The sequence below is a fragment of the Shewanella sp. ULN5 genome, assembly GCF_030731885.1.
GTDB lineage: Bacteria > Pseudomonadota > Gammaproteobacteria > Enterobacterales > Shewanellaceae > Shewanella > Shewanella holmiensis.
Window position 1 is genome coordinate 215669 of sequence record NZ_JAPJEE010000007.1, and the last position, 16111, is coordinate 231779.

Consider the following 16111-nt stretch of genomic DNA (forward strand, 5'->3'; position numbering starts at 1 on the left):
GATTAATTATTCACTGTCTTCATATTGGTCTTGGTTTTTATTTATCGCCCTGAAGGGATCTGCTGGGTAATACAATGAATATTACCCCCACCCAATAAGATTTCACGGGCTGGTACGCCAACAATCTCATACTCAGGGAAAATCTCCTGCAATTTTTGTGCAGCAATATCGTCCGTTAGAGGGTCAAGCAGTGGGAACACAATTCGTTGGTTAGTAATTAAAAAGTTAACATAAGAACCGGCTAAACGTTCACCCGCTGTACGAGGCACACCCGATCCTTGGGTTACACCTTGCGCTTCTTCAGCTGTGCAATACAAAGGACCTGGTTGTGGCAATAAATGAATTTTCAACTTACGACCTTGTGCATCAACCGTATTTTGTAAAACCTCTAAAGCCGCTTTTGAACGAGGATATTGAGGATCTGTTTGATCATCAGTCCAGTGTAAAATCACTTCTCCAGGGCGAGCAAAACAACACATATTATCGATATGTCCGTCGGTCTCATCCATGTAAACGCCTTCTTCTAACCAGATAAACTGTTGCACATTTAAATAGTCAGATAGTAATGCTTCTATCTGTTCACGGGTTAGATCAGGGTTGCGGTTACTGTTAAGTAAACATTCAACACTGGTCAAACAGGTACCTTCACCATCGACATGAATTGATCCACCTTCAAGGATCAGCGGCGCTTGATAACGCTCAAAACCATGCACAGATAACATCTTTTGTGCGACTTGTTCGTCCTTATCCCATGGCGAATACAAACCGCCATTTAAACCGCCCCAAGCATTAAATCCCCAATCAACACCACGGCATTCCCCCTTGGAATTGACGACAACAGTAGGGCCAGTATCACGAGCCCAGCAATCATCGCTATTAATTTCAACTAAAGTAACGTGTGACGGCATAACAGTCTTAGCTTGGGCTAAAAATGCTTTAGGTACGCCCATATAAACAGGTGCTGCTGGAGCTATGGCATCTGCAACCTTAGCAAACGTCGCCTGAGCATAAGCACCTGCTGAGCGCCAATTGTCTGGACGATGTGGCCAAATCATCCATACCGCTTGCTGCGGTGCCCACTCACCAGGCATGCTAAATCCATCTTGGGATGGCTTAGTCGTTAACATAGCGGCATCCACATTCACGTTGGTCATGAGATTTGTCTCCAGTAATGCTGAAATAATCTAAAGGCTGCGCCCTCATATAGGGCGGAAGAATAAAAATACATCAAATTTAAATCAAATTATCGCAATTGCCATACAAAAAAGGCCGATATTTTCACGTTTCAACTGACACAGTTTTAGCTTAGTAGGCATACAGTTATATATCATATCACTTAAGACTGCCTAGGCTAAATAGTTGAATGTAGAACATTGATATGAATTTTTAGGCGATAACATGGATGTGGGGATGATTAATGATAAATCACAGCTAATGATATGTTTTTATACCTACTTGCTGATATGAAGAAACTTCATCAATTGATGTTTTATTAGCTCATTACGTAGCAAAGTGAATAGCTTTAACATTAGCCAAAAAACATAACATTTGGGTTAAATTTTGCCCTATTGTGTCTTGTAATAATAAACTGGTTTTACCATAACAATTCAAAACATGGCAAAGGCAATGCTTTGTTCAGACGTATCAATTGACAATCTAATCGACTAGATCACGATAACGAAGATAGTAAAACTGTAGTGGCATAGTTATTTTGGCCACCTACAGACTCGATGAACAATTTGCGCTAATCAGCCAACTCAAGCAGAGCCACTCTATTCTTACAATTTGTAATGCATTCAAAGTGCATCGAAGTAGCTATAAATATTGGCTAAAAAGAAAAGACCATATCGATGCTGATTTTACAATTTTATGTAGTGAAGTGAAGGCCGCGCATCGTATTAGTAATGGCTCTGCCGGTGCTAGAACGATAGCGCAATTAGTGACGAACAAAGGGATTAAACTCAGTCGTTATCGAGCTCGAAATCTCATGCTCAAACTTGGATTAGTGAGTTGTCAGCAGCCTAAGCATGCTTATAGGAAAGCAACACAAGAGCATGTTGCTATCCCTAATACGCTTAATCGACAGTTTGCTGTTACCCAACCAAATAAAGTGTGGTGTGGCGACGTGACGTATGGTGTGCCCGGAGTTCAGCACTAGCACGGAATGCTTTAATGAACCACGAGTCTATCTGAAATACATGAACACTACGGCAGGAGCTACATTGTTTATGGCACTATCTGGTTGTGCAGATAGTTGAGTCTGAGCGGCAGTGACTTATCGTATGCTGATAAGGTGATGTAACTCGCTGACAACGGGGAGTGAGGCGAATTCGTTAAGCCAAGATGCTCCTCTAGACTAAGTATTGGACGGATGAAGAACATGAACCGATTAACCCGCATCTATGGGCTGAAACGTCGCCATTGCCTACACGAATTAATAGGTAATATGGTGCTGCAATAGTGCTAAATGTATGGGCACTATTACCGAATTAATGAGTAATAAATATGTACTTATTTAATGGATAAACGTTAAATCACAATTCTGCGTTTAAGCATCATCACCTTACAGAATGATAAGGTCAAAGACTGCGATCGGCATCCACCCCAATATGCTCGAGTTCAGGTAGGTAAACCGGGGAAGGTTTGTTTTGAATGCTAAGGGAGCACGACCCCGATGACAAGCAAGCTGGCGGAGCGTTCGTAGTAGTCTGAGATGGGGAAAGCCCATTACATGGCGAAGGGACGCAGTTTAATTGATTTGCGTGAGCAAATTATCTGACCTTAATGAGGTGAAGACCTTTGATAATCAGCGAAATGCAACGCAAATTAGCAACATGGACAGCAACCGATAAAGCGCACCGCGTTAATCGACTGTTGCGCCTTATCAGTCATCCACATTGGCTTCGCCAAGCGGCACAAGTAACGCTTTCTTCAAAAGGCGCTAAAACGCCTGGTGTTGATGGACTAACAAAGATTCATATACAGGCTAATCTGGCTGGTTATCTTGATGAGATCAGAAATGATCTGCTGTCAGCTAACTATCAACCGATGCCTGCTAGACGGATCTATATCCCCAAGGCCAATGGAAAGCTACGTCCTTTAGGTATACCGACGCTTAGGGACAGAATAGTTCAACGTACCATGCTCATGGCAATGGAGCCGATATGGGAAAATGATTTTCATTCGTTGTCCTATGGTTTTAGACCAGAGCGTAGCGTCCATCACGCCATTAGAACAGTTAAGCTACAAATGACTGAATCCAAGGAGCCTAGAGGCCGCTGGGTAGTTGAAGGTGACTTATCAAGTTATTTTGATACAGTTCACCATCGATTATTGATGAAATGTGTTCGTAAACGGATCAACTGCCGTCGATTTAATGATTTGCTTTGGCGCTTCATTAAAGCTGGACACATTGAACGTAACCTATTTTGTGCAACAAGCGAAGGCGTACCACAAGGTGGTGTAATTTCTCCGTTATTGTCAAACATAATGCTTAATGAGTTCGATCAATATTTGGATAAATGTTACTTGAGCAAGAAAGCCCGTAAAGACCGCTGGTACTGGAACCACAGTATCAAAATCAAGCGAAAACCTGCGGTTGAGGAAAACAGACAATGGAAACCTGCCGTTGCTTATTGCCGTTATGCTGATGACTTTCTAGTGATTGTCAAAGGCAATAAACAACAAGCAGAGGCAATTCGGGACCAATGTCGACACTTCCTAGAAGGTAAGCTGCAACTCACGTTAAATATGGATAAAACTCATATTACACATGTGAATGACGGTTTTATATTTCTCGGACATAGGATCATTCGAAAGCGTGGACCTAAGGGAAATATGCGAGTGGTGTCTGGTATTCCAAACGGTAAAGCCAAAGCATTTTCTCATTCATTGAGTCAGGCTTTATCAGGGGATCATAGCTGTAGCAAGATAGACAAAGTGGAACAACTCAATCGCAAACTTAAGGGTTGGGCACAATTTTATCGACATACTGATTACACCGCGAAAGTTTACAGCAAAATTGATCGTATTATTTTCTGGAAACTCGCTAAGTGGTTGGCTAGGAAATATCGTTGTTCTATTAAATCGTTAATGATGAAATGGATCAAACGTCCGACACCAAATCAGGCAACGACATGGGTGTTATTTGGTAAAAGCAATCGTGGAAATTTATGTGGCGCGTCACTATTTAGATTAGTGAGTAGCCCTAAATTACCCTTTAGATGGCGATCACCAGAAGCAAATCCCTACCTCAGAGATGAAATTAGAAATACTGTCACGTCTCGCTATAGCGATGTTGCCATGGCTGTTAGCCACAATTAAGCGGAGAGCCGTATGCGCTGAAAGGTGCACGTACGGTTCGGAGAGGAGAAGCAGAGAAATAGCTCGACTACGCTCTGCCTCTTACTCTACTTTGGGTCGGTAATCGTTGGGCATATTTAGCGGTTGTTCTAGATTTATTTTCCCGCAAACCTGTGGGATGGGCCTTGTCATTATCGCCAGATAGCGAACTGACGTGCAAAGCCTTGAATATGGCGTTTGAGTTAAGGGGTAAACCTGAGAATGTGATTTATCACAGTGATCAAGGTTCGCATTACACAAGCTTGAAATTCAGACAGTTATTATGGCGTCTTCAAATTGAGCAAAGTATGAGTCGTCGCGGGAATTGTTGGGATAACGCACCAATGGAGCGCTTCTTTAGAAGTTTGAAATCTGAATGGGTGCCAGTAAATGGTTATGGTAATTTTACAGAAGCAGATAAAGAAATAACAAACTACATCACGGGATATTACAGTGAAACCAGACCCCATCAATATAATGGTGGGTTAACGCCAAATGAGTCAGAACGTTTATATTGGAATGACTCTAAAACCGTGGCCAATTTTACTTGACCGCTACACATCCATGTTTTGGATACTCGCTGGCTCATCTGCACCCGAAATTTTCACATCTTCGATTTAACTTCATTCGTAACAATTCCATAAGAAAAGCTTGGATGTTGAGGTCATCGAAAAAAGGCTGCGAGCTTGGCATGGATGCTACGCTAGCTTTCGTTGGGCCATGGACGGCCCATCGGAAGCGTTAGGATATTTTTTATATTAGGTGACAATGGCCGAAGCAGATTACAGATGAGGTTAAAAGCAGGATCGATCCCCATCGAAAATTATGCGCTTCTCAGCATTTTTCGTCTGGGGCGCTGAGGGTTTCCAAAGGCTTCTTTTGTAAAAAAGCGTGCGTTTTGCCCCTTTGGTCTGGTGTGGGCGAAGCGCCACGACGTTAGTGGCCTTAGGCCATATTCCAAGCAAACGTTGGGGCAAAAACCAAGCTAGCTTTAAAATCAAAACTTATCTCAAATGAAGCTAAATCGAAGATATAAATTGTACTAGCTCAGACTTGATCTGACCACGACATTCCGTTCATCCTGAACACCCATGCTGCAGGCAATTGATTACTATCCATATCATTATGTTGGACTCAATATCATTCCCTTTCATTTTCCCTAGCTAAATAAAAACGTCATGTTGCAGAGATCCTATCTTGTTGAAATTGACTTGGCAGTTTTTATCATAAAATAAAAAACGCTGAACAATGTCAGCGTTTTTGGGGTTGGTATCTAAGCTAAATATTTATCTTAGAAGGTTATAGCTTTTCAAAATCATTGACGTTGATAGCCGCTAAACGCTTCTTATCAGCTTCTAATAATTGTTGATATTCTGCATCAGTAATAATGTCTTTTTCTAATGCTACTTCGAATAATTCAAGCATAGGTAATTTTGATTTAATATGACCACTGCGCTGTGCTTTTTTCAGTTTCTTATACAAATCTCTTGCTGCATATTTTGCAAGGAATGCATCTTCTACTTCTGCTATGCCACCAGTGTCACCCTCAAACTCACTACACAAAAAGGTAATGCGGTCACGTGCAGGACTTGGCTTCAGCATAGCTTTTACTAATTCAACTGCCGCTTTATCGCTTGGGGCGGTAAAGTGATTACCTAATGGGAAAATTAACACTTTTAGTAATATACCCGCAATTTTGCTTGGGAAATTACGAATCGCATCTTCTAACGCTTTAGCTGCTAAGTGAAGACGTTCAGTCATCACATAATGCACACTCGGTAAATCATCGTGTTGGCGGCCATTGTCTTCATAGAATTTCAATGTTGCAGATGCTAGGTACAATTGACTGAGTACATCACCCATTCTTGCTGAAATCATTTCTTTACGTTTAAGATCGCCGCCCATGATTAACATCGATAAGTCAGTCATAATCGCCAATGAAGACGAAATGCGATTCATATCACGATAGTACTTTTGGGTTGGCCCACTTACAGGTGATGATGAAAAACGACTGCCAGTTAATGCATTTGCAAAAGCGCTAAGCGCATTACGAGTTGCATAACCAATATGGCCTAATAATAACTGGTCAAAACGATCGACTGCAGCCGTTTCATCTTCCATACCCGCAGCTTCCATTTCAGCAAGCACGTATGGATGACAACGGGTTGCCCCTTGACCAAAAATCATCAACGATCGCGTTAAAATGTTTGCACCTTCAACGGTAATTGAAATTGGGTTAGCCATAAAAGCATGACCCAAATAGTTTTTAGGCCCTAACTGGATCCCTTTACCTGATTGAATATCCATCGCATCTTCTAACACATCACGACCTAACTCTGTCATGTGGTATTTAGCAATAGCGGTGACGACTGAAGGCTTGACGTTGGCATCAATACCCGTTGTTGTTAGACGACGCGCGGCTTCTAACTGATAGGTATTGGCAATAATACGCGCTAATGCTTCTTGAACACCTTCAAAGTTTCCAATTGGCATACCAAATTGCTGACGTACATAACTGTAGGCAGTAGTGGTTTTGGTGGTAACGTGACCTGATGCTGTTGCAAGTGCAGGTAATGAAATACCACGTCCCGCTGATAGGCACTCAACTAACATTCTCCAACCTTTACCCGCATATTGTGGACCACCAATGATCCAATCTAATGGGATAAACACATCTTTACCGCTTGTTGTACCATTCATAAACGCCATCATTAATGGGTTATGACGACGACCGATTTCAACACCTACGTGATCGGTTGGGATCAACGCACAGGTAATACCAAGGTTTTTCTTATCGCCCAATAGCTTATCTGGATCGCGCATTTGGAACGCTAAACCCAGTACGGTAGCGACCGGAGCTAAGGTGATGTAACGTTTGTTCCAGGTTAAGCTAATACCTAAGGTTTCTTCGCCTTCAAACTCTTGACGGCAGACAACACCGATATCAGGAATTGCGCCAGCATCACTGCCTGCTTCAGGCCCTGTTAACGCAAAACACGGTAGTTCTTTACCAACAGCTAAAGAAGGTAACCAGCGATCTTTTTGCTCTTGGGTACCATAGTGAGTCAATAACTCACCAGGCCCTAACGAATTAGGCACCATTACTGTTACTGCGGCACTAACACTGCGAGTTGCAATTGTGGCAACAATAGTCGAGTTAGCATAAGCAGAAAACTCGCGGCCACCGTACTTTTTAGGAATAATTAACGCAAAGAAACCTTCTTTCTTAAAGTATTCCCATAGCTCTGGTGGAAGATCTTTGCGGTTATGAACGATATCAAAATCATCGATCATCGTTAACGCTGTTTGCACCTGATTGTCTAAGAAGCTCTGTTCTTCTGGCGTTAATGTCGGTTTTGCGTAACCATGAAGTTTATTCCAGTCAGGCTTACCACGGAACAACTCACCTTCCCACCATACATCCCCTGCTTCCATCGCCTCTTTTTCAGTACTTGATAGTGGCGGCAGCACTTTTTTGAAAAATGTAAATGCGGGACGCGTGATAACCTGCATCCTGACACTGCGCACACCAAAGAGTACTGCAACGGCAATGATTAGTAATATAAGAATACTCATTTTTAACCTTCTTAAGTTTTACTCGTTAGATATAACTGGCACAGCAACACCTGCTGCCATGTAGGGGATTACTTTTCGGATAATGGCTTCAGTATTATTATGTTCACCATAATCTGAAGCGGCAATTTCATTTAATGCATCAGCTGACGCCATAGTGAATACAATGGTGCCTAGGGTGAAATGCAAACGCCAAAACATTTCAGCCGGTGGAATATGAGGCGCACTTGCTGATACTGCTTGTACAAATGTCGTTAAGTGTTGGCCATAATGCGTGGTGATAAACCAACGTAAGTGACCTTGGCTTTCAATATAGCCACGACCTAACAGTTGTAAAAATATAATCGTGCCACCATTTCGAACTTTGTTAAGTTCTAATAATGGTTTAATCAATGCCGAAAATATTTCATTCAACGATGCATGCTCTGGTGCTAAATGTAGTCTTTTTATTTCACTGGCAGCCGTTGGCATAAACACATCTAGGTAACGTGCTAACACTGCCCGTATTAATTCTTTTTTCGAGCCAAAATGATAATTAACCGATGCTAAGTTCACTTCTGCTTTACTGGTGATTAAACGCAAAGACGTTTCTGAAAATCCTCGCTCGGCAAAAAGTTTTTCTGCTGCGTCTAGAATTCTTGTTTTCGTATCAGTACGACCTGCCATCCTCTAACTCACTCTCAATTTAAACACCCGTTTAAATTAATCATTGAGCGAACAGATGTCAATTTAAATTTAGCTTATTTAGTTAGCAAAAAAACCACAAACACCCACATAAAGCCAACAGTTTTAACTTGCATGCAATATACAAAGTTTTTAGGTACACTATAGGACTAATAACAATAAGGAAAAATAAAATGAATTTGCCTTTAAAACGACCGTCTAAAACTGCATTACTTGTTGCATTGGTGTTGGGAACTGCTGCCTGTAGTGAAAGTGATAATGTTAGCCAAAGTAATGCTGCGCCAGCTAATGGTGTTTCTCAACAAACCAACACAATTGATGCTAGTTCAGCGATTGCATTTATTAATCAAGCTGAGGCCGATTTAGCCCAACTATCAATAGAAGCAAATCGTGCTGAATGGATATATTCCAATTTCATTACTGAAGACACTGCCGCCCTCTCTGCTGCTATGGGTGAAAAGGTTATCTCTACATCCGTTCGCTATGCTACTGAAGCCGCAAAATATGCCAATGTGGAGTTAGATCCCATTAACGCGCGTAAGCTGAACAGTTTACGTAGCAGCTTAGTGTTACCCGCACCATTAGATCCGCTAAAAAATGCTGAACTGGCTAAAATCAGTTCTGAACTTAACGGCCTATATGGAAAAGGCAAATATTGTTTTGCCGATGGTAAATGTTTAACCCAGCCAGAATTATCTAATCTTATGGCTGAATCAAGCGATCCGGCTGTTCTATTAGAAGCATGGCAAGGCTGGCGTGACATCGCTAAGCCAATGCGACCATTATTTGAGCGTGAAGTAGAATTAGCCAATGAAGGTGCCCGCGATCTAGGTTATCAGGATTTGTCTGAATTATGGCGTAGTCAATATGATATGAAACCCGAAGACTTTTCTGCTGAATTAGACCGCCTTTGGGGACAAATTAAGCCGTTATATGATTCGCTGCACTGCTATGTACGCGGTGAATTAAATCAAAAGTACGGTGATGAGGTCGCCCCTAAAACAGGCCCTATTCCTGCACACTTACTAGGAAATATGTGGGCACAGCAATGGGGCACAATCTACAATTCCGTTGCCCCTGACAATGCTGACCCTGGTTATAATGTCACCGCCCTTCTGGCTGAAAACAATTATGATGAAGTCAAAATGGTAAAACAGGCTGAAGGTTTCTTTACTTCACTGGGTTTTGACAAGTTACCTGATTCATTTTGGTCTCGTTCGATGTTTGTTCAGCCGCAAGATCGTGATGTTGTTTGTCATGCTTCTGCTTGGGATTTGGATAACCTAGATGATATTCGTATTAAAATGTGTATCCAAAAAACATCTGAAGATTTTACCGTCATCCATCATGAACTAGGACATAATTTTTATCAGCGCGCTTATAAAGAGCAACCGTTTATCTTTAAAAACTCTGCCAATGATGGCTTTCATGAAGCCATTGGAGACACGATAGCGCTTTCTATCACGCCAAAATATCTGCAACAAATAGGCTTGCTCGACACAGTACCTGACGCCGATAAAGATATTGGTTTATTGCTTAAGCAAGCATTAGATAAAATTGCCTTTATGCCGTTTGGGTTAATGATTGATCAATGGCGTTGGCAGGTTTTTAACGGCACGATAAAACCAGAACAATACAATCAAGCATGGTGGCAATTGCGTGAAAAATATCAAGGCGTAAAAGCACCAATTGCGCGCACCGAAATGGATTTTGACCCCGGGGCTAAATATCACGTCCCAGGGAATGTGCCTTATACCCGTTACTTCCTTGCACACGTTTTACAGTTCCAGTTCCATAAAGCATTATGTGATATCGCTGGCGATACTGGACCAGTTCACCGCTGTAGTATTTATGGTAATAAAGAAGCTGGCTCGAAATTAAATGAAATGCTGGAAATGGGTGCAAGTCAGCCATGGCCAGAAGCATTAAATGTCGTTACCGGGACCAAGCAAATGGATGCGAAAGCGGTACTCGATTATTTTGCGCCGTTACAAGTGTGGTTGGATGAACAAAATACACAAGCGAGCCGTCAATGCGGTTGGTAAACAACAAATATTAATCTAAGCCTATTCGTTGTATTAGTGCTTTGTTGATTATTAAATCAAAACGCCAAAATCATTTGGCGTTTTGATTTACCTAAAACCACCACCCTTTCTGTTTAGCTCACTGTTTTCTATTCTTTGTTGTGATGATTTTTTGAGTAGAACAAATAAAGCTCCTGTGCCGCCTTGTTCACGTGTTGTACTATGATAAGCAGCTACCTGATCAATAACCGACAACCAGTGACAAACAGCACTCTTCATTAAGCCAGGATACGGCTTACTGTGATATCCCTTACCGTGAATCACTAAAATATTTCGCTCGCCACGTGCTATTGCCGCAAATATGCAATTAACTAAACTGCTCCTTGCTTGTGGTAAGCTGTATTCATGCACATCTAAAATCGTTTTAATGTCATACTTTCCCTGTCTGAGCCTCTTGTAGACTTCGTCTTGCATACCATCATGTTTCTCACTGACCACGACATCGGGCGATACAGTAGGAAACTCGAAAGGTACAATAGGTAGCATGGCTAATAGCTCGTGTTCATTTAACGCAGCTTGTTTAGCTAACTGCCCTAATGTTGGCAAAAGCTGCACGGTAAATACATCCGATTGTGTTTTTTGGCTTGCTTTTAGCGGCTTAACATCTGCCATCTCTTGAAAAAATAAACTGTTGTCATCTAGTCGTTCCACAATGACCTCCTACACAATTTGTAATGATTATGTTCTATTGCGATGCGGCATAATAATTTATAGTACACGCCATGTTGTGGTTCAGATCAACCGGATGAGAAAATCGCTTTAATGAATTTTTTTAAACTGTCATTTATCCCCGTATTACTTGGCTTGCTAATTATTGCAAGTGTTTCTCCTTGCTATGGCAATACTCAAGTGGATAACGATAAACTCAATCAAAACTACCAGTTTATTGCTCAAGGGTTTGAACAGCTGAACATGGATATTGTTAATAATATTTATGTTGATGATGCTGTGTATATTTCTGAAACACAAGACAAAGGCATTGTTTTCGGGCGTGAAAAAATTATTGATTTATATCAGAAGTTCTTCAATAAAATCCGCCATAAACAAGCCAAAATTGAAATCGATTTTAGAGTCGTTATGAGACAGTTTTCTGATAATCAATCAACTGATGTTGGTTATTATTTGGTAAAATTTCACCCTGGTGACGATTCAGGCGAACCGGTAAGTGAGTTTGCTGGTAAGTTTGTGACTGTCTCAACACGAACGTCAAAAGGCGAATGGAAAATTAGCGTTGATTCTAACACCCGCTCTAAACCAGAGTTTTATTATAGCGCCAAGCCTATGCCAAATTGGTATTATGGCCGCCAATTTATACAACACAGCACACCACAGCCATAATGATAACATTTGCCGAAACCCACCCCTGCCCATGTAACAGTCAGCTAGCTTATAAAGAGTGTTGCCAGAGATTTCATACAAACGCCGAACAAGCCGAAAGTGCTGAGCAACTAATGCGTTCACGCTATTGTGCTTTTGTGGTTAATGCATTTGATTATCTCATTAAAACTCACCATCAGAGTTATCTCAACGGCTTAACGGCTGCGCAATTAGCATTAGGTAACACCCAGTGGTTAGGCTTGACCGTGTTAGAGCATGGCTTAATTGATAGTCATCACGTTGATTTTGTAACAGATTTAGAAAGCAGCCTGCAAGCCTTTGTTACTTTTAAAGCATGGTATAAACACGGTAAAAGTGTCGATGCAATTTTTGAACGCTCTCATTTTGTGCAACAAAATGGTCAATGGTTTTACACCCAAGGGGTTCAAATGGAAGCGGCTTTGCCCAAACGCAATGATGCTTGTGTTTGTCATAGCGGTAAAAAGTTTAAGCTGTGTTGTGGCAGGTAAAAAGCGCGAGTTATCACACTAAAGCGGCACTTGGAGTTGGTTACATTACTGCAGTTTAGCTAAAATGAAGTTGTTGAAATCATTAACACGTATCGCAGGGCTGTATAAGAAGCCCTGAGCATGCTCACAAGCCATTTTCTCAAGAAACTCTTCTTGTTCCTTTGTTTCAACACCTTCAGCAGTAATTGAGATATTCAGTGCTCTTGCCATAGCAATGATCGCACTGACAATTTCACGGCTTTGCTTACTGGATGAAATGTCCATGATAAATGAACGATCAATTTTGAGTTTGCTAATGGGGAACTGTTTTAAATACTTCATAGAACTGTAACCCGTGCCGAAATCATCAATCGCAATGCCTACGCCTAAGTCTGCTAATTCTTGGCATAAATGAGTCGCATAACGAATGTCGCCCATCAACTCTGTTTCAGTAATTTCCAGAATTAAACTTTTGGGTTTGATGCGATAGCGATTTAATAAATCCCATACTTGATCAAAAAGATCTCCGCTGAAAAACTGCCTTGCCGCGACGTTAACATGCATAGTGATATCGACATTTTTATGCTGCCAAAGGTTAAGTTGCTTGCAAGCACTTTCAAGCACCCAGGCGCCTAAAGCATTAATCATGCCTGATTGTTCAGCTATGTCGATAAATGCACCTGGATACAACACGCCTTTTTTAGGGTGGTTCCATCTAATTAATGCTTCCGCACCAATATAGCGATGGTTTTGAAGATCCATTAACGGTTGATAATACAACTCAAATTGACGACCTTTAATTGCATACTGCAGGTCTTTTTCTATTTCAGCGTTATTTTTGAATTGTTCCAGTAAATCTTGGTTGAAAAATTGATAGTGTTCTAAAGACTTTTTCTTAGCATATTGTAACGCTATATCTGCGCATGATAATGGCGAAAAATAATGAACAACAGATGCAATATCAACTACGGCAACAGCGGGTTTGGGCTCTACTTTTTCACGGTTTATTAAAGCAAAAGCAGAGAGATTGGCCATCAATTTACTGACAATATCCTCTATTACACCGTCTTGAGGTAATTTAGGGAGTAAAATGCAAAATTCGTCACTGCCAATTCGAGCTACATTGATAGCTTGATGGTTTGCTCCAAAGTGTTTAATGCGTCTAGCGACTTCGATGAGTAAAGAGTCACCTTGCTCATGCCCATGGGAATCATTAAACCGTTTAAAACCCAATAAATCGACAAGCAGTAATACTCCATCAGTAGCCCTATCAAGTATTGGGGTGAAAAAAGAGCGATTATGCAATCCGGTTAAACTACAATGCCATGCTAAACGTTCTAATTCAGCTTTGTGTTGAAATTCTGATGAAATATCGTAACTTGAAACCAATGCGTAACTATTACCCAATTGCGTCGTAAAACCTGTCACATGGTAATGCAACCAATACTCGCGGTTATCGATGCGTTTTAGCTTAATATCACCAACCACGCTTTCATTCTTAGTCAACTTATCCAGAACATATTGCAATACGTCAGGCTTGTTTCTAAAAATATCAAGATTCATCACACTATGATGTTCTATATCACTGCGTAATAGCCCAGTCATGTTTTGATGGGCAAAATTGACATAATCCACCATCAAGGTGTCAAGATTAACAATCATGACCACATGATCTGAATGCTCCGCGGCATTACGCAATAAATTGATTTGTTCAGACTTATCGTAGGAGTAACGTGTGGCAAGCGTTAGCGCAAGCTGATCAGCACACTGAATAACAATTTGAATTTGATCATGCAGCCATTCAAATGGCTGTTTAAATTCAATGGTTAATACACCTTCAATGTGACCATTGATCCGTATTGCCACATTCAAAGTACTCTGTATTGAGTGGCGTTGATAATAGTCAAAAGAATGGATCAACTGATTTTTAGCGGTAATAATATCGGCAGCAATAAAGCGGTAACGTCTTAGCTCATCAAAAAAACTAAATTGAATTTCTGATTGTGGATCTTCAAAAATGGTCTTTGATTGATTTAAATCGGTTTCACAGTAATGGGCGATTTGCCTTTTAGAGCAAGAGTTGAATGATACTTGATTACTGTCATTAGCAGAGTGGGCACTATCAAATTTTTCGTCAAACAGCCAAACAGAGACAGATGAGGCAACAAAATGTTCCTGCAAAAGTCTACTAACCAATTCAGAGGTTTTAGTAAAATTCCCCTGCTGTTTTGCACTAGAGTTTACAATTAACTCTAACAGGTGCCGGTTCTGTTCTTGTGTCATTATTTTCCCGAAAAGACATCGTGCATTGCTACTCTGCTGAATTATTGTTCTAGTTACCCTGTAGTAACTTGCAGATATTCAAATGCACCCCATTGGGAGCTTAAAAATACGCTTATCATTAACCCTCTAAATTAACAGGTTTATTATGTTATTTGCGATAGATTATACCGCAAATTATTGTGGTGTAACGTTAATTCAGAATCTATTTTCAAGTTGGAACAACATTTTTTCAACTGTTACAGCAAAAGTGAGCGTCAACTTGATGCTATTGTCTACGTCGCTGAGATCAACAACGACATGCTCAAAACGTTGTGTCGCTTTATTAACAATTTCTTGAGCATCAAATTTGGCGTTTTCGCCATTAAAAATTAACGTTAGCTCTGTATCATGCTCATCGATTACAGCGCCAATATCGACAAAACTGCCGCAGTCGGTGCAAGTATCATTCACATTTTGCTGCTGTTCACGAATTTTTTTAACCATCTCGTTTTTCACTCTTTTTCACTAGCTAACCAAAAACAACATCATAAGCTAGCCTATATCAAATTGCTTATGCTTAGCTCACATATCTATAGAGCAATAACCTTCATACACAAACACCAAAGTAAATATAACTCTAGTTTTTACGCCGTTAATTGCATGGTTTGGCTTATTTGGCGTTGTCGTTCTAATTGTTCAATAAAATGCATATCTTCGAGTAAATCTGGCTGAATTGAATTATTTTCGTATTTTGACTTAATTAACACGCTGGTGTTACTCAATACTTGTGCTATTCCGTCTTGATGCTTGCCACGAATGACAATGGCTTCTGGCGTCAAATTTTGTTGCAGGTGAAACTGACGCAGACCTTGTGCGTGGAATACGGAGGCATTGTCATTGTGTCGGCTTGTTGTAGACAGGTCATCAACAAGCGCTTGTGGCTGTGGCAGTTCAAATTTTTTATACAGCTTTTGATGGATTGTAAGATCTTTATCGAATTGAAATTGAGCCATGTCTGTACTATCGGCTGAAAGCAACGCCAACAGTAAGCCAAATTCGCCTCGGCGTTGATGCTCAACCGCAGCATTTAAACGACTGCCTAATTGTAATTCATTAACCAGCAGTGACTCAATTTGCATATAAAAACAACACTATTACGACTCAATGCTATTTTATCGACCAAACGGAACATAACTTTAATAAAATTTTCATTTTTTGACTTTACATATAATGGGATTCTGTCTACTATGGCGGCCGCAATTGAGGAGGGGTTCCCGAGTGGCCAAAGGGATCAGACTGTAAATCTGACGGCTCAGCCTTCGAAGGTTCGAATCCTTCTCC

General features: G+C 40.8%; 11 protein-coding genes and 2 pseudogenes. 6 read left to right on the forward strand and 7 right to left on the reverse strand.

Translation table 11 applies throughout. The annotated features are described in order from the left end of the window. Positions 1-41 precede the first annotated feature (41 nt). Entirely contained in the window at positions 42-1154 is a 1113-nt protein-coding gene (gene aguA, locus ORI98_RS09325; protein WP_306135047.1) for an agmatine deiminase, read from the reverse strand. A gap of 569 nt (positions 1155-1723) precedes the next feature. Between aguA and ORI98_RS09330 the strand changes: the two are divergent. From ORI98_RS09330 to ORI98_RS09340, 3 genes and pseudogenes are all read left to right on the forward strand, one after another. Next, positions 1724-2134 (forward strand): annotated as a pseudogene (locus ORI98_RS09330) (IS3 family transposase); the annotation flags it as partial. Positions 2135-2799: 665 nt separating this feature from the next. Beyond that, complete coding sequence (ltrA, locus tag ORI98_RS09335; RefSeq protein WP_371931141.1) at positions 2800-4323, forward strand: group II intron reverse transcriptase/maturase; 1524 nt, start codon at positions 2800-2802, stop codon at positions 4321-4323. Positions 4324-4403: 80 nt separating this feature from the next. Next, positions 4404-4892: pseudogene (locus ORI98_RS09340) on the forward strand (IS3 family transposase); the annotation flags it as partial. 748 nt (positions 4893-5640) lie between these two features. Here the strand turns inward: ORI98_RS09340 and ORI98_RS09345 are convergent. After that, positions 5641-7917 (reverse strand): acyl-CoA dehydrogenase, encoded by a 2277-nt coding sequence (locus tag ORI98_RS09345; protein WP_306135048.1) that lies wholly within the window; start codon positions 7915-7917, stop codon positions 5641-5643. Between the two features lie 18 nt (positions 7918-7935). Next, complete coding sequence (locus tag ORI98_RS09350) at positions 7936-8580, reverse strand: TetR/AcrR family transcriptional regulator (RefSeq protein WP_306135049.1); 645 nt, start codon at positions 8578-8580, stop codon at positions 7936-7938. A 191-nt stretch (positions 8581-8771) separates the two neighbouring features. Between ORI98_RS09350 and ORI98_RS09355 the strand changes: the two genes are divergently transcribed. Continuing rightward, on the forward strand, positions 8772-10643 hold the full coding sequence (locus tag ORI98_RS09355; RefSeq protein WP_306135050.1) for a M2 family metallopeptidase: 1872 nt from the start codon (positions 8772-8774) through the stop codon (positions 10641-10643). A gap of 87 nt (positions 10644-10730) precedes the next feature. Here ORI98_RS09355 and ORI98_RS09360 read toward each other — a convergent pair whose 3' ends face one another. After that, entirely contained in the window at positions 10731-11333 is a 603-nt protein-coding gene (locus tag ORI98_RS09360; RefSeq protein WP_306135051.1) for a Smr/MutS family protein, read from the reverse strand. A 111-nt stretch (positions 11334-11444) separates the two neighbouring features. Between ORI98_RS09360 and ORI98_RS09365 the strand changes: the two genes are divergently transcribed. Next, positions 11445-12020 carry a DUF4440 domain-containing protein gene (locus tag ORI98_RS09365; protein ID WP_306135052.1) on the forward strand — a complete coding sequence of 192 codons (576 nt, stop codon included), beginning with the start codon at positions 11445-11447 and terminating at the stop codon, positions 12018-12020. Further along, positions 12020-12529 carry a YchJ family protein gene (locus ORI98_RS09370; protein ID WP_306135053.1) on the forward strand — a complete coding sequence of 170 codons (510 nt, stop codon included), beginning with the start codon at positions 12020-12022 and terminating at the stop codon, positions 12527-12529. Before ORI98_RS09365 ends, ORI98_RS09370 begins: the two co-directional genes overlap by 1 nt. Before the next feature lie 45 nt (positions 12530-12574). Here ORI98_RS09370 and ORI98_RS09375 read toward each other — a convergent pair whose 3' ends face one another. From ORI98_RS09375 to ORI98_RS09385, 3 genes are all read right to left on the reverse strand, one after another. Beyond that, positions 12575-14791 carry an EAL domain-containing protein gene (locus tag ORI98_RS09375; RefSeq protein WP_306135054.1) on the reverse strand — a complete coding sequence of 739 codons (2217 nt, stop codon included), beginning with the start codon at positions 14789-14791 and terminating at the stop codon, positions 12575-12577. 195 nt (positions 14792-14986) lie between these two features. Beyond that, the gene (locus tag ORI98_RS09380; RefSeq protein ID WP_261299350.1) at positions 14987-15274 is read right to left on the reverse strand and encodes a YfcZ/YiiS family protein; all 288 of its coding nucleotides are present in this window, start codon (positions 15272-15274) and stop codon (positions 14987-14989) included. A gap of 140 nt (positions 15275-15414) precedes the next feature. Then, positions 15415-15909: a VC2046/SO_2500 family protein gene (locus tag ORI98_RS09385; RefSeq protein WP_261299349.1), complete on the reverse strand. Its 495-nt coding sequence runs from the start codon at positions 15907-15909 to the stop codon at positions 15415-15417. Positions 15910-16111 lie beyond the last annotated feature (202 nt).

Coding starts and splice junctions, on each gene's coding strand:
- aguA (WP_306135047.1), bottom strand. CDS start 1,154: ATGACCAACGTGAATGTGGATGCCGCTATGTTAACGACTAAGCCATCC.
- ORI98_RS09345 (WP_306135048.1), bottom strand. CDS start 7,917: ATGAGTATTCTTATATTACTAATCATTGCCGTTGCAGTACTCTTTGGT.
- ORI98_RS09350 (WP_306135049.1), bottom strand. CDS start 8,580: ATGGCAGGTCGTACTGATACGAAAACAAGAATTCTAGACGCAGCAGAA.
- ORI98_RS09355 (WP_306135050.1), top strand. CDS start 8,772: ATGAATTTGCCTTTAAAACGACCGTCTAAAACTGCATTACTTGTTGCA.
- ORI98_RS09365 (WP_306135052.1), top strand. CDS start 11,445: ATGAATTTTTTTAAACTGTCATTTATCCCCGTATTACTTGGCTTGCTA.
- ORI98_RS09370 (WP_306135053.1), top strand. CDS start 12,020: ATGATAACATTTGCCGAAACCCACCCCTGCCCATGTAACAGTCAGCTA.
- ORI98_RS09375 (WP_306135054.1), bottom strand. CDS start 14,791: ATGACACAAGAACAGAACCGGCACCTGTTAGAGTTAATTGTAAACTCT.
- ORI98_RS09380 (WP_261299350.1), bottom strand. CDS start 15,274: ATGGTTAAAAAAATTCGTGAACAGCAGCAAAATGTGAATGATACTTGC.
- ORI98_RS09385 (WP_261299349.1), bottom strand. CDS start 15,909: ATGCAAATTGAGTCACTGCTGGTTAATGAATTACAATTAGGCAGTCGT.